The 19302-nt window shown below is 59.8% G+C and carries 20 protein-coding genes and 4 pseudogenes; 10 read left to right on the top strand and 14 right to left on the bottom strand.

The window, feature by feature from the left end:
* The first annotated feature begins 161 nt into the window (after positions 1-161).
* Positions 162-950: a GNAT family N-acetyltransferase gene (locus QA644_RS28225; RefSeq protein WP_283072599.1), complete on the top strand. Its 789-nt coding sequence runs from the start codon at positions 162-164 to the stop codon at positions 948-950.
* Between the two features lie 140 nt (positions 951-1090).
* Here QA644_RS28225 and QA644_RS28220 read toward each other — a convergent pair whose 3' ends face one another.
* From QA644_RS28220 to QA644_RS28200, 5 genes are all read right to left on the bottom strand, one after another.
* A complete protein-coding gene (locus tag QA644_RS28220) occupies positions 1091-1555 on the bottom strand; it encodes a hypothetical protein (RefSeq protein ID WP_283072598.1) in 465 nt (154 codons plus the stop codon).
* A gap of 39 nt (positions 1556-1594) precedes the next feature.
* Positions 1595-1987 carry a hypothetical protein gene (locus QA644_RS28215; RefSeq protein WP_283072597.1) on the bottom strand — a complete coding sequence of 131 codons (393 nt, stop codon included), beginning with the start codon at positions 1985-1987 and terminating at the stop codon, positions 1595-1597.
* Between the two features lie 80 nt (positions 1988-2067).
* Positions 2068-2559 (bottom strand): BA14K family protein, encoded by a 492-nt coding sequence (locus QA644_RS28210; RefSeq protein WP_283072596.1) that lies wholly within the window; start codon positions 2557-2559, stop codon positions 2068-2070.
* A gap of 522 nt (positions 2560-3081) precedes the next feature.
* Entirely contained in the window at positions 3082-3816 is a 735-nt protein-coding gene (locus tag QA644_RS28205) for an MBL fold metallo-hydrolase (protein WP_283072595.1), read from the bottom strand.
* 208 nt (positions 3817-4024) lie between these two features.
* A complete protein-coding gene (locus tag QA644_RS28200) occupies positions 4025-4513 on the bottom strand; it encodes a cupin domain-containing protein (RefSeq protein ID WP_283072594.1) in 489 nt (162 codons plus the stop codon).
* 217 nt (positions 4514-4730) lie between these two features.
* Between QA644_RS28200 and QA644_RS28195 the strand changes: the two are divergent.
* Positions 4731-4916: pseudogene (locus QA644_RS28195) on the top strand (peroxiredoxin); the annotation flags it as partial.
* A gap of 352 nt (positions 4917-5268) precedes the next feature.
* Here the strand turns inward: QA644_RS28195 and QA644_RS28190 are convergent.
* From QA644_RS28190 to QA644_RS28160, 7 genes and pseudogenes are all read right to left on the bottom strand, one after another.
* Entirely contained in the window at positions 5269-5730 is a 462-nt protein-coding gene (locus tag QA644_RS28190) for a DUF411 domain-containing protein (protein ID WP_283072593.1), read from the bottom strand.
* Between the two features lie 55 nt (positions 5731-5785).
* Positions 5786-6073 carry a copper-binding protein gene (locus tag QA644_RS28185; RefSeq protein ID WP_194731007.1) on the bottom strand — a complete coding sequence of 96 codons (288 nt, stop codon included), beginning with the start codon at positions 6071-6073 and terminating at the stop codon, positions 5786-5788.
* Positions 6074-6095: 22 nt separating this feature from the next.
* Entirely contained in the window at positions 6096-6575 is a 480-nt protein-coding gene (locus tag QA644_RS28180; protein ID WP_283072592.1) for a plastocyanin/azurin family copper-binding protein, read from the bottom strand.
* A 33-nt stretch (positions 6576-6608) separates the two neighbouring features.
* A complete protein-coding gene (locus tag QA644_RS28175) occupies positions 6609-7955 on the bottom strand; it encodes a copper oxidase (RefSeq protein WP_283072591.1) in 1347 nt (448 codons plus the stop codon).
* 14 nt (positions 7956-7969) lie between these two features.
* Positions 7970-9436, bottom strand: coding sequence for a TolC family protein (locus QA644_RS28170; protein WP_283072590.1), 1467 nt, complete (start codon positions 9434-9436; stop codon positions 7970-7972).
* Positions 9433-9659 (bottom strand): annotated as a pseudogene (locus QA644_RS28165) (hypothetical protein). The gene QA644_RS28170 and the pseudogene QA644_RS28165 overlap by 4 nt, the downstream one beginning before the upstream one ends.
* A gap of 92 nt (positions 9660-9751) precedes the next feature.
* Positions 9752-10159, bottom strand: a complete 408-nt coding sequence (locus QA644_RS28160) for a hypothetical protein (RefSeq protein ID WP_283072589.1) — start codon at positions 10157-10159, stop codon at positions 9752-9754.
* A 224-nt stretch (positions 10160-10383) separates the two neighbouring features.
* Between QA644_RS28160 and QA644_RS28155 the strand changes: the two are divergent.
* Positions 10384-10536 (top strand): annotated as a pseudogene (locus QA644_RS28155) (four-helix bundle copper-binding protein); the annotation flags it as partial.
* A 361-nt stretch (positions 10537-10897) separates the two neighbouring features.
* Here the strand turns inward: QA644_RS28155 and hutC are convergent.
* Positions 10898-11653 (bottom strand): histidine utilization repressor, encoded by a 756-nt coding sequence (gene hutC, locus QA644_RS28150; protein ID WP_239600493.1) that lies wholly within the window; start codon positions 11651-11653, stop codon positions 10898-10900.
* 197 nt (positions 11654-11850) lie between these two features.
* Between hutC and QA644_RS28145 the strand changes: the two genes are divergently transcribed.
* The 6 genes from QA644_RS28145 to solA all read left to right on the top strand — a co-directional run bounded on the left by QA644_RS28145 (position 11851) and on the right by solA (position 17700).
* The gene (locus tag QA644_RS28145) at positions 11851-12693 is read left to right on the top strand and encodes a transporter substrate-binding domain-containing protein (protein WP_283072588.1); all 843 of its coding nucleotides are present in this window, start codon (positions 11851-11853) and stop codon (positions 12691-12693) included.
* 95 nt (positions 12694-12788) lie between these two features.
* Positions 12789-13514: an ABC transporter permease subunit gene (locus QA644_RS28140; protein WP_283072587.1), complete on the top strand. Its 726-nt coding sequence runs from the start codon at positions 12789-12791 to the stop codon at positions 13512-13514.
* A gap of 9 nt (positions 13515-13523) precedes the next feature.
* On the top strand, positions 13524-14228 hold the full coding sequence (locus tag QA644_RS28135) for an ABC transporter permease subunit (protein ID WP_283072586.1): 705 nt from the start codon (positions 13524-13526) through the stop codon (positions 14226-14228).
* A gap of 28 nt (positions 14229-14256) precedes the next feature.
* Complete coding sequence (locus tag QA644_RS28130) at positions 14257-15033, top strand: ATP-binding cassette domain-containing protein (RefSeq protein ID WP_283072585.1); 777 nt, start codon at positions 14257-14259, stop codon at positions 15031-15033.
* A complete protein-coding gene (gene hutH, locus QA644_RS28125) occupies positions 15030-16523 on the top strand; it encodes a histidine ammonia-lyase (protein WP_239600497.1) in 1494 nt (497 codons plus the stop codon). Before QA644_RS28130 ends, hutH begins: the two co-directional genes overlap by 4 nt.
* A gap of 10 nt (positions 16524-16533) precedes the next feature.
* Positions 16534-17700, top strand: coding sequence for an N-methyl-L-tryptophan oxidase (gene solA / locus QA644_RS28120; protein WP_283072584.1), 1167 nt, complete (start codon positions 16534-16536; stop codon positions 17698-17700).
* Between the two features lie 407 nt (positions 17701-18107).
* Here the strand turns inward: solA and QA644_RS35240 are convergent.
* Positions 18108-18314 (bottom strand): annotated as a pseudogene (locus QA644_RS35240) (helix-turn-helix transcriptional regulator); the annotation flags it as partial.
* 547 nt (positions 18315-18861) lie between these two features.
* On the opposite strand from QA644_RS35240, the gene QA644_RS28110 reads away from it, so the two are divergent.
* Complete coding sequence (locus QA644_RS28110) at positions 18862-19167, top strand: DUF982 domain-containing protein (RefSeq protein ID WP_283072583.1); 306 nt, start codon at positions 18862-18864, stop codon at positions 19165-19167.
* Positions 19168-19302 lie beyond the last annotated feature (135 nt).

Here is a 19302-nt window from a genome sequence, read left to right as displayed (position 1 = left end):
ACCCAGTGAATCTGCTAGGCTTAGATGTTCCTTTGGTTCGAATGGGAGCGCGTGAATGCGCGGACCGCTGGACCCCGACTGAATGCAGCAAGCATGTGCGCGCGCCGTGGACCGTCCGGCTGTCGGTATCAGGCGGCCGACCAGGATCAATGCGAGGGGCGATGAACTACTACGGCACTGAGAAACAGCAACGTCTCCAGCGGCAAAGTGACGAGGCGCAGTCGATGATTGCGGCCACGCCCGGCCTTGTGCAGGCGGGAAGGTTCTTCTCCGTCGATGACATCGACCGCATCGACTGGGCTTTTGTCGAAGACCGCCTCGCGAGCGACGGTGTGTTCGGATTTCGCATGATGCCGACCACTCGGATCGACGAAATCCGCGAGCAGCTGGGATCGTCCTATCGGCTCGACATGTGGAGCGTCTTTAGCGCCGATCGAGACACGGCAATCGCCGCCTGCACGTCAATTTTGGAAGCTGATCTGCCCGATGGCCTGACACACGTCGACCTGACCGATCACTCCCCAGACGAGGCGATCAGGCTTATTCAAACCTGCATGGCTGAAAATGGCATCGCGCCGTTCTCCGGCGCGATGCTGATCGGCAAGGTGGTGCCCGCAGCCACGATCGCGTTCGCCGATGTCGATGGCCACATCGCCGCAACGGCACATGCGAACATGGCCTTCAATTCCCACAGCAGACATCGAAGTACCGCGTGGGTGGGGCTGATCACGGTGGCGGCGCAGCGGCGTGGACGCGGCCTCGGCCGCTCTATCAACGCGCTGGCGATCATGGCGGCGGTCGAAGGCCTGGGCGCAAACGCAGTCGTCGAGTTCGTGCACGCCGACAACACGGTTTCGCGCCGTATGGTCGAATCATGCGGCCTACGTCTCGACCCGGCGCTCGTCTGTGGCCTTGCAGTGCCGACAGTTGACGCGCGCTTTACAACATAGCCAGCGGCATCGCGGCTGGGGTTCCTCGCCCGTGGACGACAAAGAAGAGATGGCGGCGTGACGCGACACAAGCTGGCGAATCTGCGCAGTGTTCCTGCGCAACGGAATCTCATGCGCGCTCGCGCCTACGATAAGTTGAATCAACCGTCCTTGTAATCTCGATTTAGAGATCGCTCATACACAAAAGGCGGTGTGTCCCTGTGCGAACGGGATAAGCCTTTAAACCCACGCCGCCCTTGGAGCCACATCACTGCGATATCACTCGAAACCTTTGCGGGTTTGCCCTGTGTCTCGATCGATTCCTTGCTCAGGGAGTTTCGAACTGCGGCTTCTGTCATGCCAGCAAGAAGAGCGAGTTCACGGATTGTAAGATCGTCTTCCCGTTCAAGCTTGAAGCGCCCGAGCGCCATGTCCACGACGTGCCGCACTTTGCTGTCATCGTAATGGTAAGGGGAGACCGCGCCCTCGAACGAGCAGTAATTGACCCCTTGTCCAAACGCAGCGATCTCGAAATCCTCGTCCAACCCGAAAATCCAGTGTGCTCCGGTCTGGAATGCATAGTCATATGCGACGTTCAGATTACGAGTGACATCGAAACGACCCAAGTCAATCTTGGCTAGATCGTCCGCTTTGGCGCTGTCGTGCTAGCTGTCGACATTGACGCCGAGAAAAATGGCGGCGACCTCTGGGTTGCCAACAAGAGCGATCTGCGATGCCTGGCAATAAAGGATACCCTTCGGTATCGCGAAAAAGAACCCTTCGCTCTTGTCAGCGCCACCAGCCCCGTCGCTGCAAAGCTTGAGGCGGCGTTGCTGAGAACGCGGGCGATCATGAAAACCCAGCGGGGCAATTTCCTCATAAAAGCGCAGATCGTCGATGATCTCTTGGCGATGTTGTCTGGAAGCGGGGGGAATCGAAACGTCCTTTATGCCATCGAAGGAGGTTGATCTCGTCCGCGCCGAACGGAAGCGGCGATCGTCGCATGCGCCGCTCGCGCCGTTAATGCTTACGGGGCGTAGGGGAAATGATTTGCGCATCCACCACTCTTTGACGACATTCTCGCGACTGCGCGTCCTGAAAGACGCCAAGCAAAGTGGATCGCCAAGTACGCCCGCAATCAATAGTAGGGTGAGGCGCACGCGCGTCGCGAACCGTTGAAGGGCTGGAACGTGTTGTCGTAAGCCCTGTAGGACCGGTAGCGCGCATAGCACCAGCGCGTATGTGCGTTGCCGCCAGAATAGACCTGGCGGTAATAGCGTGGCGCGTAGTAGCGCGGACGGTAATAGGTCGGCCCGTAGTAGCCCTGATCGTAGTAGCTGGGGCCATAATACCTCGGCTGCGCCAGCAATCCGCCGATAACTGCGCCGGTCGCGAGCCCGCCGAGTGCCCAAGCCCAATCGTCGTCACCATTGTGGTGTCTATGCCCGCGGTAGCCTCGATAGCCGCCCCGGTATCCACGGTTGTAGCCGCCACGGTAACGCCTGTACTGGACCGGCTGCGCCTCTGGGACTTCGATCTTCGGCACGGCAACGGTGGGAAACGCCATGGCCGGCGGGACGCTCGTCAGCGCCGTCACCAGCGACAGGGTAACGATTGCTAACCTTTTCATTGGCCTCACCTTTCCTCTACAGCGCCCCGCGTCGAATACGGCGCGCAAGGACGCTGCAGCCCTTTAAATGCGCTGCGTAATTTTACCTTAAAATCGATCTTGATTCGAGGAATTATGCATTAGCAGGAAAGCTTTCTTTCAATAATGGCCCATTCGCGGTGTCGCATCGCCCCGCGCGTAAAACGCAGTTTGTTGATCGTGAACGCTCCCCAAATTTTGCCAGACCAGGTAGCCGGGCGTGTGCGGGGCCTCGCGTCCGCCGGAACGGTCTGGACAACACGATATCCCAACAACTGCAGATTTCGTGACTGCATGTTCCCTTAAATCGAGTCCTGATTGCTTTCGGCCGCCATCACCGGACCTTTACCGATCCCATCGGCAATCAATGGAAAAGTTTTCACCTGCATTCGACGGCAACCGTAGTCGTCGGCACGAGGTAGCGGCTCTGCCCGATCGGCTTCGTCCCCATAGTTAACAAGTCAACCCCCGTGGGGTGGCCCGCGACGATGCACGCAACTGCGCTTAACCTACAGCGTAACTGGAAATGCGTTGGTCGTAGCTATCCGCAAGGGCGTGCAGTGCAGCCGCGCCATCACCGGAAAAGGAGGGACCGTGCATGAGTGCCAAGGTGCGCGGAGAGAACTCGGCAAGACGGCGGATCGTCGCGCCCATGCCGGGGTTAAGGCTGGAATACTGGAACATGTCCTCGGCCACGATTGCGGGCCCGACGATATCGGATTCCGTCAATGCGGGACCGTTGCCAACCTGGGTGAAGAGATCGCCGCACAGCAGGGTTCCGGTCGCCTCTTCGTAAAATATGCCAGCTTCCCAACCATGAGGAATATGCGGCGTATCGAGGTATCGAACACGCTTGCCCTTGCCCAGATCAATCACTTCACCGTTCTGCAGGATGTGCGGTGCGCGGTCAGCCACATCGTTCAGCGTGACCAGACAGCCCGTTTCGCCGTGGGCGACCTCGGACTGCGGTGCGACCGCGAGCCATTCGTTCATCGCCCCGCACTCGTCGGCTTCGTAGTGGCCGAACGTGATCCAGCGCAGCCGTTCGGCCGGAATAAGCCTGCTGATCGCCGAGCGGACGAGGGGGAACATCCGCCGCAGACCCGTGTGGAACAGCAAGGGTTCGTCTCCGAGGACAAGGAACTGGTTGAAGGTGAAACCTGCCGGCGGCGCAATCTCCTCAACAAACGTCGAAAGTCGATAGATGCCGTCGGCAATCTCGTTGACCTTGGTTTCCATGAATTCCTCCCTTCGTTGACCGTTGAAAATCGGACGGGACTTGACCAGCGATGTCGTCGGATAACTCAGAGTCAATTGCGACGGCGGAAGGAAGCCTGCTTCTGCCGGTTGCCTTCCATTTGTTTACGGTCGCATTTATCCGCGCGATGTAAAGCTTGCGCTCCTATTCGAGCGATCAGCGGTGCAAAGTAACCGGCTGAACAGCATTTCACTTCTTGCGCGGATCGTCAGCCGGGTTGATGTAAGTGATCCCTCCCGGTCCCACAAAATGGACTTCGATGATGGCCTCTTGGTCTCCTGTCCAGCCATAGTGGGCGTGATTTGCTGGCTGCGCGAAAAACGCTCCCGGTTTGATCAGGTCGCCAGTCTTTTCGACCTTTTCGCCAACACCAAAGCCAATGCTACCGCTGATCAGGGTGACGGCCTCGGCATGTGGATGAGTATGGGGCGGCACCTGATAGTTGGCCGGAAACTTGGCGCGCAGAACGACCACGTCGCCAGCTTTCGTCGGATCGCCCAACAAAATGGCGATTTGAGCCCCTTTCGGCAGGCCCGGATCATCCTGCCATGCCAGCTTATCGGGCCTAAGCAGTGTCACGCCTGTGTGCTGCCCGAATGCCGAACCTCCACATACGGTCAGAACTGCTGCAACTGTAGTACAAAAGGCAAGTGTCGATCTGCGATTTATCGGTCTCATCGCTTCCTCCATCTACCCGGTGCATGTGGCGCACCAATAGATCAACTTGAGCGCGATAGTATAAGCTGTCAAATCAACAAATAAATGCCGCTCTTGAAACCAGCCCTTCACCAAAATGTGCCAATCTCCCCGTTGCCCACGAGACACGAATTCGGATCGAACATGCTTATCAAACAGGCCAGCCGCGATCACTTTTCCGCGTTGCGAACTATAGAACATCCTGCGTGCCATCGACTCCATCCAGTTGACGGCCAAGCATCAGGTAGCGACACCTGCTAACTGGCAGCAAGGGGAAGACGTCATCATCACGGCTGCGGTTTCGAACGATGACGCGATCTCGCGCTTCGGCTCTTTCGACACCGTCCTTCCTTATCTCAGGAAGACCAAGCAGCCGACCGGCTGATTGGAGCCTCGGAGCCTCCGCGGACATGATAGGATCGGCCCGCATTGACCACGGAAGCGGGAGATACGCCCGATCCTTTGTCCCCGATCCTTTGCACAATCCGCACTCATGTCGTCCGTCCGCGTCTTCCACATCGCTTCGTTCGGCGGCAGCCGCTCGATAAGCTCTAGCGAGGTACGGTGGTGGACGCAAGCATGCGCCGCTCGCGCGCTATGGATCATTTCCGCTGACATGCGGTCGATGTTTCGGTGCCCGAACCGACGGGATGCATGCATAATCGACTGGAAGCAAGATCTCACGGTTGCGCTCTGCGCTGCCCTGAGCGCTCGGCGCGGTCCGGTCGATCGCGACGTCAGACCTTCCGGGGGCGGACTTCCATGAATAGGTATGGTGCGCCGGTTCCCGAAGGGATCGCATAGACGTCATAGGACGCCTGCGGGTCGTCTCCCATCCCCAACGAGCCAGGTGGCATGCCCGGCACGGCCAGCCCTCGGACCGGCGGCCGCTCCCGCAGCAGGCGTTGAACGGCCTCAAGCGGAACATGCCCCTCAAGGTAGTATTCCTCGACGATGGCAGTGTGGCATCCCTCCACGGCGGCAGGCACGCCAAGCCGCGCCTTGACCGCGGCAAGGTCGTCGGTGTCGCGGGTGTCGACGGAAAATCCTGCCGCGGCCATCGCCTTCGACCATTCATGACAGCAGCCGCAGTTCGGATCCTTGTAGACCGTCATCTTCGACGGGGCCGCGGCGCGGACCCCTCCACCAACGAACGCCAGGGCGGATGCCGCCAATGCTATGAAGCTTCTCCTGTGCATCGTCTCCACTCCTCGATGTCCTGCCGCCCGGGCGGATCCGGGCGGCACGGATCCGCTATTTTACCTCGGTGACGGTCAGCTTGCCATTCACGCGTTCGGCAACGAACTCGATGTTCGAACCTTCCTTCAGCTTTTCGAGCAGAGCCGCGTTTTCAACGCGGAAGACCATCGTCATCGCCGGCATGTCGAGGCTCTTCAGGTCTTCATGCTTGATGGTGACCTTCTTCGCCTTGGCGTCGATCTTGTTGACGACGCCTTTGGTGAATTCCTGGGCAAACGCACCGAAGGCCGCGCTGGCGGAGAGCAGGGCGGCGATGCCGATCTTGATCATTGCAGTTTTCATGCTTGTGACTCCTTTTTACGGATTACTTGCCAGCGACGGTGACGTCGCCGTGCATGCCGGCTTCATAGTGGCCGGGGATCAGGCAGGCGAACTTGAACTCGCCGTCGGTGGTGAACTTCCAGACGATCTCACCGGATTGACCGGCCGGAAGGCGGATCGAATTCGGATCGTCATGTTCCATCTCGGGGAACTTCTCCATGACTGCCTTATGCTCGAGAATCTTGTCTTCCTGATCGAGCACGAACTCGTGGTCGACGGCTCCGGCATTCTTGATCGCGATCTTGACCGTCTGCCCCTTGCGGACGTTGAAGACGGCGGGGGTGAAGATCATCTTCCCGTCGTCGGTTTCCTTCATCGTGACGCGGATCGTCTGCGTCGCCTTCGCCTTGTCGCCGGGCTCTCCGACAGCCATTTTTTCACCGTGACCGCCGGCATGATTGCCGGTAGCCAGGGCTGGGGTTGCGAGGGCGACCAGCGCCAGTGCCAATACATAGTTCTTCATGGGTAAATCCTTTTTGATGTGGAAGATTGAGCCTCAGCCGTTTGTCGGCTTGGGCGTGATTTGCGTTTTCGCGTCCTTGGCCTTGGTCGCGTCCGGCAGTTCGCCGGTCCACTCCCAAGCCTGGGTCCCGGGCGGGTTTTCGTACCAGCCCGGGTCGGAGTAATCGCCCGCCGAGATGCCTTCGCGGACCTTCACGACCGAGAACATGCCACCCATCTCGATGGGGCCGTGCGGCCCCCAGCCGGTCATCATCGGAATGGTATTCTCGGGAATGGGCATTTCCATTTCGCCCATGTCGGCCATGCCCTTGGTGCCCATGGGCATGTATTCCGGCTGCAGCTTCTTGATCTTCTCGGCGACCTTCGACTTGTCGGCCCCGATGAAGGTCGGGATGTCGTGACCCATGGCGTTCATCGTGTGGTGCGACTTGTGGCAGTGAATCGCCCAGTCGCCGAGGTACTTGGCGTCGAACTCATAGGCCCGCATCGCACCAACAGGGATGTCGATGCTCACCTCCGGCCACCGCGCCTCCGGCCGCACCCAGCCGCCGTCGGTGCACGTCACCTCGAAGTCGTAGCCATGCATGTGGATTGGATGGTTCGTCATAGTCAGGTTCCCGACGCGGACCCGCACCCTGTCGTTCTTGGAAACGACGAGCGGGCTGATGTCCGGAAACACGCGGCTGTTCCAGCACCACATGTTGAAATCGGTCATCTCCATGATGCGCGGCACGTACGATCCAGGATCGATGTCGTAGGCGTTGAGCAGAAAGACGAAGTCGCGGTCGACGCGCATGAACTTCGGGTCCTTTGGATGGACGACGAAGAAGCCCATCATGCCCATGGCCATCTGCACCATCTCGTCGGAATGCGGGTGGTACATGAACGTGCCGGACTTCACGAGGTCGAACTCGTAGACGTAGGTCTTGCCGACCGGAATGTGCGGCTGCGTCAATCCACCGACGCCGTCCATGCCCGACGGCACGAGCATGCCGTGCCAATGGATCGTCGTGTGCTCCGGCAACTTGTTTGTCACGAAGATTCGCACGCGATCTCCTTCGACGGCTTCGATGGTCGGGCCAGGAGACTGGCCGTTGTAACCCCAAAGATAGGCCGTCATGCCGTCGGCCATCTCACGCTCGACCGGCTCGGCGACGAGGTGGAACTCCTTGACGCCGTTGTTCATCCGGTGGGGCAGGGTCCAGCCGTTGAGGGTGACGACTGGCTGATAGTCTGGACCCGAGCTTGGGTGGAGCGGTGGCTGCATGTCCGCCGATGCCATCGTTGGTGCGTCCGGCAAGCCCATTGCCGACGTCTTTGTCCAGGCGGCCGTCGAAAGGAGGGCCGCGCTCGCACCGAACAGTTGTCGTCTGTTGAACATGGTGATGTCCTTTCTCAATGGCCGCCGCCACCGCTGCTTTCGGGAGCAGCGGCGACCTCGGTCTCTGCCGACGCGTTCGTCGCACCGCCGCCATAGATGGCTGGCGCGAGGTTGGCTTCGGCCAGCCAGAAGTCTCGCTTCGCGTTGACGGAGAGCAGGATGGAGTTGATCTTGTCGCGGGTGTCGGTGAGCAGCTCGAAGGTGTTGGTGATCATGCCGTTGTAGGTCAGCAGGGATTCCTCCTCGACCTTGGTGCGCAACGGCACGACGGCGTTGCGGTAGTGCCGCGCGATGTCGTAATTCGAGCGGTAGGCCTCGTAGGCGGAGCGCGCTTCCGAGCGGACGTTGACGGCCTTCTCCGCGAGCTGGTTCGCCGCCCGCATGTACGCCGCCTCGGCCTTGCGCATCCGGGCCTTGCCGGTGTCGAAGATCGGGATTGCGAACTCCAGTTCGACCTGGGCGGTCGTCCTGGTCTTCTTCTCGTCGTCCTCGATTTCCCGTTCGGTTTCGAAACCGGTCAGGATTTCGAGGTCGGTGACGTAGCGCGTCGCCTCGGTGAGGCCGTAGGATCTGGCAGTTGCCTCGAGTTCGAGCTTCGCCACCTGGAGGTCTATCCGATTTCGGAGTGCTTCGGCCTCGATGGTGTCGCGCCTGACGACGGACTTTGGAAGGGGAGGCAGGCTGTTTGGAACCTGGTAGTCCAGGTCCGTGCCCCAAAGGCCCATGAGCCGTGTCAGCTCCTCCTTGGCGAGACGGGCCGCCAGGCGGGCTTTCGCGGTCTCTCCGGCGAGTTCGGCGACGAACACATGTTCGCGGGCCTGGGCGCCCTTGGTCATCGAGCCGGTCTCGCCCAGCTTCTCCGCGAGCTCGGAAGCGGCGTCCGCCGTCGCCTGGGCGCGCTGGAGCTGCCCGACGTTCTCCCAGGCTGCCACCGCGCCGATCCAGGCACGCCGCGTGTCGGCGGCGACCTGGAGCGTTTTCACGGCCGCGGTCAACTGCGCCTGCCGGAAGCGGGTGTCGGCGATCGCCACGTCCCGGTTCCTCGTCGCGAGTGCTAGGATGTTCGTCGTGATCATCCCTTCGATGGTCTTGAACGCCTCCAGTTCCGGCGTCCCCATGCCAGTCGTGCCGATGGAGACGGTCGGGTTGATGAACATCGTCGACTGCCAGGCGTCGGCGGCGCTGTCGCCAAGATCGCCGTAGGTCGCCTGGAGGCCCCTGTTGTTGAGCAGGGCGACCTGGACGGCCGTCTCGACGTCGAGGGCCTTCTTTCCAGCGAGTAGGCTTCTTACCTGCGCGGCTGCCGACCGGGCCTGGTTTTGGTTCTGGATCCAGACGGTCTGCTTCGCCGTGACAGCGGCGGTCTTGTTTGAAACGGAGGTGAAGCCGGCTTCCTTGCTGGAATACTCTGCGCCCGTGACGCAGCCGCTCAGCACCAGCGGGAATACCAGCGCCACCATCGTTCTTCTAGGCTCGATCATGAGGCGTCTCCATTGGCTGGAGACTGCAGATCGTTCTGTCTGCGCCACGGCTTGGGGTCGACGGGCTGCCTGGCGACGTAGGCCGAGATCGGCGACCGGTATGCGACCGGGCGCGCGGACGGCTGTTCGACTGCGGCGGAGGACTTACCACGTCGGGAGGAAGTGTGGATGCGCAGCCGCCGATAACAAGCGGCAGCCCCACCACGAAAAGCGAGGGTTTCATTATGAAATTTCCGAATAAGAGATTGCCTACGGGGCACCCACCGCACGAAGGCAGGTGTCCGGCTGGACCCGATCAAGCGGGCGCGTCTCTATTCAGATATTCGGGGGACGGTGGAGGGGCGGCAGTTCGCCAAGCGTCGTCCGGTCGTCGACGAACTGCCGGATGGAAATCTCGACGGGTCCGCCGACGTCGGGGCCTTCACAAATCATGCCAAGCCCGCCGCAGAAATCGCTGCAGCATTCCTGCTTGACCAGCTTCGATACACCATCGGCTCTATCGGAGATGTCGCCATGCGAGTGGTCATGATGGGCCATGTCCGCCACGTCGTGGCCCTCGTGAGACGGCGTCACGTCCGAGGCGACGGCTTCCAGTTCGGGGAACGAGGAGCCGTGCATCGCCGCGTTGGCGTTCGACAGCGAGTACCCCGCCAGTGATACGATGACCACCAGCCGCATCATCACGAGCAGCCTGCTCATTGTGATTCGGTACATCTTGCCCATTCCCAACGAGCTACATGCAAAGCAGCCCGATTTCAATTAGGACCTATCTGTTGTCGATGTTCGAGTCCTTTATATGGCGCGAATACCACGTTGTGCACAGGCTAGTGCTTCCAACGGCGGTAACGTCAATGGGAGCCGTTCTTTCTGACCATGATTGATCTCGCGCCCATTCATCGCGGCTCTTGGCGCAGCAACGATATTACCAATGCAGTCGGAGCCTGTGTTTAATCGGCTCTCAGCACCACAAGCATGTCCGCCGGGAATGTGCCGAAATCTGCGTTCCGTGCGCCGAAGACTGCGAACGGATCGGCGACATGCAGAGCTGCGTCGACGCCTGCCGGAAGTGCGCCGAGAGCCGTGAGAAGATGGCCCCCTGAGGCGATTGCGACGGGCCAGTGTACGACTTGTCAATGCGCAACAATCGCCTCGCAGCCTATCATGAGAGGGTGATCGGCAGGGCGAAGGGCGGCGGGCTCAGGATCGTCGGGTCGCGCAGGCATGTTCCGCAGCGCAGAAATGTATTTTCCGGGAGGGCGGAGCGGTTTTTGATGCCGCTCCCGCCCATCAGCAAATTCGACGATATCACCCGACGTGACCTATGCCTTCGCAGAACACCATCTCAGGCTGACGTTGAAGGCATTACAAGGCACTGATGGCTGATTGGCCCCAAGGCGGAGGCGCTCCGAACCCTTCACCTCCGAGTTGCCCACGTTAACTTCCATATGGAACTCAGATACCCTATTCGTCAACCATCCTGCCGCTGCGCGCTTCCAGCCGATAGCGGTGCCCCGGATAGACAAGTCTGGCAGTCGAGACAATCTTCTTGCCCGACCAGGTCCGTCGCCGGATCGCAAGGCAGGGTTCCGTTTTCAAGATCATCAACAGCTTGCATTCCCAGCTTCTCGGCATTGCCGCCTCGACGACGTGCTCGGATCCACTCAATGGCGCTGCGGCCGTGAGATAAGCATTCGGCGTCACTGAAGAGAAGTCTTGCTCCAGGTAATTCGGCGCCGCCGACGGGTTGACGAAGCGGTCTTCGATTTGCACCGGAACGCCGTTTTCACTGTGAACGATGAGCGAGTGGAAGACAAAGCCGCCGATTTCGAGCTCCAGCGCGTCAGCCACTTCCGGGGAGGCGGTTTCTTTCGCAAGAACAATGACCGCTGCCTCATGCGCGTTTCCGCGCTCGGCAATCTCATCAGCAATATTACGCACTTCAAAAAGCGCAGAATAGCCTTTGCGCTCCGCAACAAACGAACCGACACCCTGGATGCGCACCAGCTCACCCTCGCTGGCAAGCTCGCGCAACGCCCGATTGGCGGTCATCTTGCTGACGCCGAGCTCGACGACGAGCTCGTTCTCGGAAGGCACGCGATGCTTCGGCGGCCATTCGCCGCTGTGAATGCGATCGAGGATCATCTGTTTGACGCCGGCATAAAGCGGTGCGGTGTCATTTTCCGAAAACTCGCGCTTCATCTCGCCCGGACGCTTCATTGCCCATTCCTTTTGCATCGATGGAATCTGCCCGATAAACAGACTTTTCTCTTGCATATCATGAAATCTCTCATATGCTACCCTATACAACCTCCTGATCGAGCCTTCGAGTAAAATCGATGACGACAGGCAAGCCGGCGCAGACCGGTTTCATGCAGCCACAAGGTCAATGACAACTTCAGAGGAGATTGATGATAATGAGATTCAAGACGCTTTTTCTTTCTACCTGGTTTACGCTTGCAGCCTTCGCCGCCCCGCTCGCCGCCAAGGATTGGAAGACCGCGACGATAACGCTCGAAGGCGCCTACGCGCCGTGGAATCTGACGAATGCCGACGGCTCGCTTGGCGGTTTCGAACCCGAACTCGCCAAGATCCTTTGCGAACGTGCCAAGATCGAGTGCAAGCTCGTCGCCTCCGACTGGGACGGGATGATTCCAGCGCTCAACGCCGGCAAGTTCGACGTCATCATGGACGCCTTGTCGATCACCGAGGAGCGCAAGAAGATCATCGACTTTACGGTTCCCTATGCCGCGACCCCCGCCGCCTTTGCGACAGCCAAGGATAGTCCGCTTGCCAACGCCGCAGGCACAGGCACGACCATCAAGATGACCCCCGGCCAGACTGGGGTGAAGGAAATTGAAGGCCTCAAGGAAGTCTTCAAGGACAAGACGATCGGCATTCAGGCGGCGACTGTCTACGCCAAATTCGTCTACGACAACTTCGGCAGCATCGCCGAGATTCGTGAATACAAGACCGGTGCAGACCGCGACCTTGACTTGCAGAGCGGCCGTATCGATCTCGGCTTCGACGATGCGGTCTATTTCAACAACGCGTTCCAAGCCGCAAACGGTGCGCTTGCTTTTACCGGTCCCGAAATCGCCGGCTCCATCTGGGGCGAGGGCGAAGGTCTTGGACTGCGCAAGGCAGATACGGATCTGCGCGACAAGTTCAACCAGGCCATCAAGTCGGCCCTTGCCGATGGCACCGTCAAAAACCTCTCGATGAAGTGGTTCAAGGTCGACGTCAGCCCGCAACAGTAAGCGCCGGTTCCGGCCGAAACTTCCGGTCCCCGCTTTTTTGACGGGGACCGCATGTTATTCTGACAGCCCCTTCAAGGGCAGCGCGGGGAACGGATATGGCGACACTGGAACTGATTGGCTTCGGCTCGACGGGGTGGGGGGCACTGCTGCTGCTCGGTGCGGCGACGACGCTCGCCGTGACGGCGACGGCGCTCGCAATCGGGGCGCTGCTCGGAACGATCGTCGCCGGCGCCAAGCTATCCGGCAATTGGCTGCTCTTTGCCATCGGCAGTCTCTACACCACCGTTTTTCGCGGCGTTCCCGAACTGCTGATCATCTATCTGATCTATTTCGGCGGATCATCCGCGATGACGGCGATCGGCACGGCCATGGGTTACGAGGGTTTCCTCGGACTTCCTTCCTTCGCGGCCGGTGCGCTGGCCGTCGGAATCATTTCAGGCGCATATCAGGCGGAGGTCTTCCGTGGCGCCTACCTTGCGATTTCCAAGGGTGAGCTTGAGGCGGCATCCGCAATCGGCATGCCCCGTGGCTTGCGCTTCCGCCGCATTATCATGCCGCAGGTCCTGCGTTTTGCCATTCCCGGTCTCGGCAATGTCTGGCAATTGAGCCTCAAGGACTCGGCGCTGGTTTCGGTGACGGGTCTCGCCGAATTGATGCGGACCAGCCAGGTCGCGGCCGGCTCTACCCGGCAATATTTCCTCTTCTTCATCGTCGGTGGCGCGCTCTATCTGATCCTGACGAGCCTTTCCGATCGGGTATTCAACGGTGCCGAGCGGCGGACAAACCGCAGCATGCCGGCAGCTGCGATGGGCCAGGCCTGAGGAACGACCATGGATTTCACCTTTCTGTCGCAGACCATGATCACGCTGCTGAAGGCCGTGCCGATGACGCTGGCGCTCTTTTCCGCGTCGATCTTCTTCGGCCTCCTTTTGGCGCTCTTGATCGTCTGGATGCGCATTGGCGGCAATCGGGTGCTTTCGGCGATTGCCAAGGGCTACGTCTTTATCTTCCGCGGCTCACCGCTTCTGATCCAGATGTTTCTCGTCTTTTACGGCCTCGGGCAATTCGGTTTCATCCGCTATTCCTTCCTCTGGCCGTTCCTGCGCGAGCCTTTCGTCTGTGCCGTCCTGTCGCTGGCGCTCTGCACCGCCGGCTACACGGCTGAAATCTTCCGCGGCGGCATTCGTGCAATCTCTCCAAGGGAGATCGAGGCCGCCCGCTCGATCGGCATGTCGGGCTTGCTGCTTGTGCGCCGCATCCTGGCGCCCATCGCTTTCCGGCACGCCCTGCCTGCTTATTCGACCGAGATCGTGCTGATGATGAAGTCGACGGCTCTCGCAAGCCTCGTCACAGTATGGGAGGTCACAGGTGTCGCCCAGCGTCTGATCTCGCAGACCTATCGCACGATGGAGGTCTTTCTCTGTGCTGCCCTCATCTACCTTGTTTTGAACTTCATCATCCTTCAGGGCATGACCCTGCTTGAATATTCGCTCTCCCGACATCGCCGCGCCGTTCCGGCGGCGCTGAAGGCGTAGGATCAGACTGAACCCGATTGGAGCCTTCATGCCCGGTCTAACCCGACTTTCGGTCCGCAACATCCGCAAGAGCTTCGGAACTCACGAGGTGTTACGCGGAATTTCCCTCGACGCACAGGATGGCGATGTGATTTCGCTGCTCGGCGCCTCGGGCTCCGGCAAATCGACGTTCCTGCGTTGCATCAACCTTCTCGAGACGGCGACGAGTGGCGAGATCTGGGTCGATGGTGAAGAGATCCAGATGGTGCATAAGAACGGAAGAAGCAGGCCCGCGAGCCAGAAGCAGGTCGATCATATCCGCTCCGAACTCGGCATGGTTTTTCAGCAATTCAACCTCTGGTCACATATGACCATCCTGCAGAATGTGATCGAAGGCCCCGTGCATGTCCTCAAACGGCCGCGTGCAGAATGCATTTCCGAAGCCGAGGCGCTGCTCGAAAAAGTCGGCATCGCCGACAAGCGTCATGCCTATCCGGCGCATCTTTCCGGCGGCCAGCAGCAGCGCGCCGCGATCGCGCGCGCGCTTGCGATGAAGCCGAAGGTGATGCTCTTCGACGAGCCGACCTCTGCACTTGATCCAGAACTCGTCGGTGAGGTACTCCGCGTCATGCGTGGCCTCGCCGAAGAGGGCATGACCATGCTCGTCGTTACCCATGAAATGAGTTTTGCCAGCAACGTCTCTAATCGCGTCATCTTCATGCGCGAAGGTCTTGTGGAAAGCAGTGGCGCGCCGGACGAAATGTTCGGCGGCGGCGCATCGCCAGCCTTTCGCCAGTTCATCGGCCATTTCGGAAGCGGACAATGACCGTCACGATCGGGGACAGGCTTGGCTGGCGCGACATCGCTCAGGTCGGCGAAGGCGAGGCACTTGCACTGTCGCCGGCTGCAGAGGAACGTATCGCCCACGCTGCCCGTATCGTCGGGCGCATCGTCGAAAGCGGGGTGCGAGCCTACGGTATAAATACCGGCGTCGGCGCGCTGTCGGATACGGTCGTTGATCGTAGCTCGCAAAGCCGACTTTCGCGCAATATCGTACTTAGTCACGCATGCGGCGTCGGCCCGCTCTTGGCACCACGCGAGGTGCGGGCGATTATTGCCGCGCAGATCGCCAATTTTGCCCACGGCCATTCAGGCGTGCGGCCGGAAATCGTCAGCAACCTGGCTGCCTTTCTCGAGAGGGATTGCATTCCCGATGTGCCGTCGAAAGGCTCAGCCGGCTATCTCACCCATAATGCCCATAGTGCGCTCGTCTTGATTGGGGAGGGTTCTGCGCGCGTGGCCGGTCGTCCGATGCACGGGCGAGACGCGTTGACGGCGATCGGGCTTGCGCCACTCGTCCTCAAGGCCAAAGAAGGGCTGAGCCTTGTCAATGGCACGGCTTGCGCGACCGGTCTTTCGAGCATCGCTCTCGCACGTGCCGCCCGCCTGCTCGATTGGGCCGATGCAATCGCCGCCCTTACCCTGGAAGCTGCCGGCTGCCAGCTGGCAGCGTTCGACGAAGCGGTGCTTGCGCTTCGCCCTTCGAGGGGTATCGCGACGGTCGGTGCGTCCATCCGCAATCGGCTTTCGGGCAGCGGGCTTGTTGCGGCCGCCCTCGCAAGACGTACGCAGGATGCGCTCAGCTTGCGTGCGATACCGCATGCGCATGGCGGCGCGCGCGACGTATTCGAGCAGTCAGCCGAGACCGTCGACCGGGAGCTCGCGTCCGTCACCGACAACCCGGCGATCTCGGGCACGCCGGACAATCCGATCGTCTCGTCAGAAGCGCATGCCGTTGCTCCGGCACTCGCGCAGGCGGCCGACAGCCTTGCAATCGCAATCGCTCAAATCGGCGCAATGAGCGAGCGGCGAATTGATCGGCTTGTCAATCCGTTGGTAAGCGGTCTTCCGCCTTTCCTTGCCAGTGATGCCGGCAGCAATTCCGGCTTCATGATCGCCCAGTACACGGCTGCGGCGCTCAGCAATGAGAACCGCCGTCTTGCTGCTCCGGCCTCGACGGATGGCGGCCTGACATCGGGACTGCAGGAGGATTTTCTCGCGCATCCGACAGCTGCTGCAAACAAGCTGCTTTCCGTCATCGATAATGCTGAATACATCCTGGCGATCGAATTGATGGCTGCAGCCCAGGCCCATGATTTTCTCGAGGCGACGGCGCCGAGGGCGAGAGGAACGGAAGAAATCCATATTATCGTGCGTGCGCATGTGCTGCACTATGCCGATGACCGCCCGCTTGGTGGGGACATGGAGGCGTTGCGCACTTTGCTTCGGGATCGCTCGCCACCGGCGGATACTTAAAGGGGTTGCCATGATCGCTCGATTCGACGTCGCTGTGATTGGCCTTGGGGCCATGGGAAGCGCAGCACTTGCATTTCTCGCCGCCCGCGGCGTCAAAGCGATTGGTATCGACGCTTATTTTCCCGCGCATGCAATGAGCTCGTCGCATGGCGACAGCCGGCTCATTCGGCTCGGCTATTTCGAGGACCCGTCCTATGTGCCGCTTCTTCAACGTGCCTATCGCAACTGGCGAGCGCTCGAAACCAGTCTAAGGACCGATATCCTGACCATCACCGGCGTGTTGCAGATTGGTCCGCCAGACAGCAAGATTGTGAGCGGCACGCGCACTTCGTGCAGGCTACACGGTCTTGCCCATGAAGAGCTCGACGCGGCGGAAATGGCGCGCCGCTTTCCTGCCTTTCAGCTCGATGACGATGAGGTTGCGATCCTCGATCCGCAAGGCGGATATCTGCGCCCGGAAGCTGCCGTCATGGGCTACATCAAACTTGCGGCCGAAAGCGGAGCGATGCTCCATTTTGGCGAGAAGGTTATGGCGCTCGATCCGGGTGACGGCGGTGTCACTATCTCTTCAGCGAGTGGCCGCTACCACGCCAGAAAGGTCGTCATCGCGACGGGATCCTGGATTGCGGAACTCGTTCCGCACCTGAAATCACACGCGACCCCGATCCGTCAGGTCGTGGCGTGGTATCAGCCAAAGGACGGCTTTGTAGCAGAGCCGCAGCGCATGCCATGTTTCCTTCGCGATGAAGGTGCGGATGGTTCTTATTTTGGCTTCCCTGCGATCGGCACCGACGGCATCAAGCTTGGCCGCCACGCGCATTTCCGCGAGCCGATCGACCCCAACGAACCCAATCCGCCGATCAACGACCAGGATACCGCACTGCTCGACGGCTTTGCGTCCAGACGTCTGCCTTCGGCTGCCGGGCTTCGTGTTCGCGCGGCCACCTGCCGCTATACGATGTTGCCGAGCGAGGATTTCCTCTTCGACCTTTTGCCCGGACAGCCAAACATTGTCGTTGCATCGCCCTGTTCCGGGCATGGTTTCAAATTCACGAGCATCGTCGGTGAGATTCTGTCTGACCTTGCACTCGATGGTGGCACCGCGTTGGAGATCGCCGCTTTCTCTTTTGACGCCCTCGAAAGACATCGCCATTCGCAATCTCTGGGCGTCAAGTAACCAAGCGTCTGCTGACAACCGATGATCCACGCCGTCCGTCACGCGTCGGGGTCATCACGCGTCGCGCCCGCCAAGAGCTTCAATTGCTCCGGTTCGCGCACGCCTTGGCGATATAATTCTATGATGATCGACGCCAGACGTGCGACCGTTTCATTGTCGGTGATATATCCATCTGAACACACAGATCATCAAGGACGTTATTGCAGACGGTCAGATCTTCAGACGTAAGCGGCTCGTCGCGGCGATTGCCGAAATGCTCTTCCATATCAGCCGCCTGCGCCAGGAGGGGCATCGTTTTCGAAAACTTCGCGGTATTGAATCGTCTGTTTCTCATCGACGTCGATCGACCCGCGCGCAGGTGCCAGAAGGCGAACGCCTGGGCCGCCGGAGCCTGAATAGTCGCCGTCGAGGAAGGCAATGCCGGCCGCTTCGAGGGCACGAACGACGGCGACGACGTTGTTAGCCATACCCTTGACCTCTCCATCGCTGGCTTCCATCCGGCGTAAGGTGGGAGCAGAAACATTGGCGTCCTTGGCAAGTTCGACTTGACCAAGACCCGCCAACACACGCGCCGCTGCCAGCTGTTTGCCGGTGATGTGATTGATTTCACGCATGGTGATTTGGGCCGCTAGCCGCCTCTGTTTGCGAGGATATTAATTATCACACTGAGCGATTTTGATCAATCAAGATGAAACCCTGCCCGCGACACCATCGGCGGTCTCATTGGTAGAAGCATCAAGTCCTGGCGACGAAGGGTGTACTCGCCTGTCACGGTCGTCGCCGGCACGATTGAGAGTGTACGAGCTTATTATGAAGATCGGGGAGACGGACGTCGTCTGCTCCTAGGGCTCGTGAATCAGCTTTCCAAGCCCATCCTGCCGGACAGAAACCGGCAGGATGGGCGGTGCACGTTGTACTCGCCGCCGCTGTCGGCGTGCCGGCAGTAGGAAGGTGACGATTCTGAGTTTGCCTCAGATCGGCGGTCACGACCTGCGCCCATATCAGAAGCGCCCGCCCGGTATTCTCAAAATGAATGCGTCCTGATCACGATCGCTGCAGGACCTCATCCGATTGGTTTAGGCAATTACCTCTTGAACGAAAACCTATCAAAACCAATATTTTCTTGGGTCGAATAGCGGCATCTAGAGAGGAGAAAACACCATGCTTGTCAGTGAGGTGCCTTGGCGGGTTCCGGTAACGGTCCGCTTGGAGTGCGGACTTGAGCGGACATTTACATCAGCCTTTGAGACTATTGATTTTCTTGAGAACGAGTGGCCCGAGCGGCGAGGTGAGCGCTACCATCGAGCCGTCAACCAGTGCCGGGGAGCACTGAGCCGAGTCGTCCCCGCAGAGGTGGCCCGCGAAGCATTTATCGCAGCCTGCCTGGAGGCTGGCATGCCGGCATTGGCAGGCACGGTCGCCGCACGTTCACAAGCATCATCGCCGAACCCTGCAATAAGTGCATAATTGACGGCATTGTTATAGTTTTTTAATGGTCGACGAGCATTCTGGCGGTGTCGCGAAGGTAATGTGTAGCGACCGCATTAATCCTCCTAGAACACGAAATTAGGTCCGTTGCTTGGCAAAGCGGCGGACCGCTTT

It is taken from the genome of Rhizobium sp. CC1099, assembly GCF_029714385.1.
GTDB lineage: Bacteria > Pseudomonadota > Alphaproteobacteria > Rhizobiales > Rhizobiaceae > Rhizobium.
The sequence above is the reverse complement of the archived record's forward strand: the minus strand, read 5'-3'. Positions and strand labels throughout refer to the sequence as shown.

Coding starts and splice junctions, on each gene's coding strand:
- QA644_RS28225 (WP_283072599.1), top strand. CDS start 162: ATGAACTACTACGGCACTGAGAAACAGCAACGTCTCCAGCGGCAAAGT.
- QA644_RS28215 (WP_283072597.1), bottom strand. CDS start 1,987: ATGCGCAAATCATTTCCCCTACGCCCCGTAAGCATTAACGGCGCGAGC.
- QA644_RS28210 (WP_283072596.1), bottom strand. CDS start 2,559: ATGAAAAGGTTAGCAATCGTTACCCTGTCGCTGGTGACGGCGCTGACG.
- QA644_RS28205 (WP_283072595.1), bottom strand. CDS start 3,816: ATGGAAACCAAGGTCAACGAGATTGCCGACGGCATCTATCGACTTTCG.
- QA644_RS28200 (WP_283072594.1), bottom strand. CDS start 4,513: ATGAGACCGATAAATCGCAGATCGACACTTGCCTTTTGTACTACAGTT.
- QA644_RS28190 (WP_283072593.1), bottom strand. CDS start 5,730: ATGCACAGGAGAAGCTTCATAGCATTGGCGGCATCCGCCCTGGCGTTC.
- QA644_RS28185 (WP_194731007.1), bottom strand. CDS start 6,073: ATGAAAACTGCAATGATCAAGATCGGCATCGCCGCCCTGCTCTCCGCC.
- QA644_RS28180 (WP_283072592.1), bottom strand. CDS start 6,575: ATGAAGAACTATGTATTGGCACTGGCGCTGGTCGCCCTCGCAACCCCA.
- QA644_RS28175 (WP_283072591.1), bottom strand. CDS start 7,955: ATGTTCAACAGACGACAACTGTTCGGTGCGAGCGCGGCCCTCCTTTCG.
- QA644_RS28170 (WP_283072590.1), bottom strand. CDS start 9,436: ATGATCGAGCCTAGAAGAACGATGGTGGCGCTGGTATTCCCGCTGGTG.
- QA644_RS28160 (WP_283072589.1), bottom strand. CDS start 10,159: ATGGGCAAGATGTACCGAATCACAATGAGCAGGCTGCTCGTGATGATG.
- hutC (WP_239600493.1), bottom strand. CDS start 11,653: ATGAAGCGTCCGGGCGAGATGAAGCGCGAGTTTTCGGAAAATGACACC.
- QA644_RS28145 (WP_283072588.1), top strand. CDS start 11,851: ATGAGATTCAAGACGCTTTTTCTTTCTACCTGGTTTACGCTTGCAGCC.
- QA644_RS28140 (WP_283072587.1), top strand. CDS start 12,789: ATGGCGACACTGGAACTGATTGGCTTCGGCTCGACGGGGTGGGGGGCA.
- QA644_RS28135 (WP_283072586.1), top strand. CDS start 13,524: ATGGATTTCACCTTTCTGTCGCAGACCATGATCACGCTGCTGAAGGCC.
- QA644_RS28130 (WP_283072585.1), top strand. CDS start 14,257: ATGCCCGGTCTAACCCGACTTTCGGTCCGCAACATCCGCAAGAGCTTC.
- hutH (WP_239600497.1), top strand. CDS start 15,030: ATGACCGTCACGATCGGGGACAGGCTTGGCTGGCGCGACATCGCTCAG.
- solA (WP_283072584.1), top strand. CDS start 16,534: ATGATCGCTCGATTCGACGTCGCTGTGATTGGCCTTGGGGCCATGGGA.
- QA644_RS28110 (WP_283072583.1), top strand. CDS start 18,862: ATGCTTGTCAGTGAGGTGCCTTGGCGGGTTCCGGTAACGGTCCGCTTG.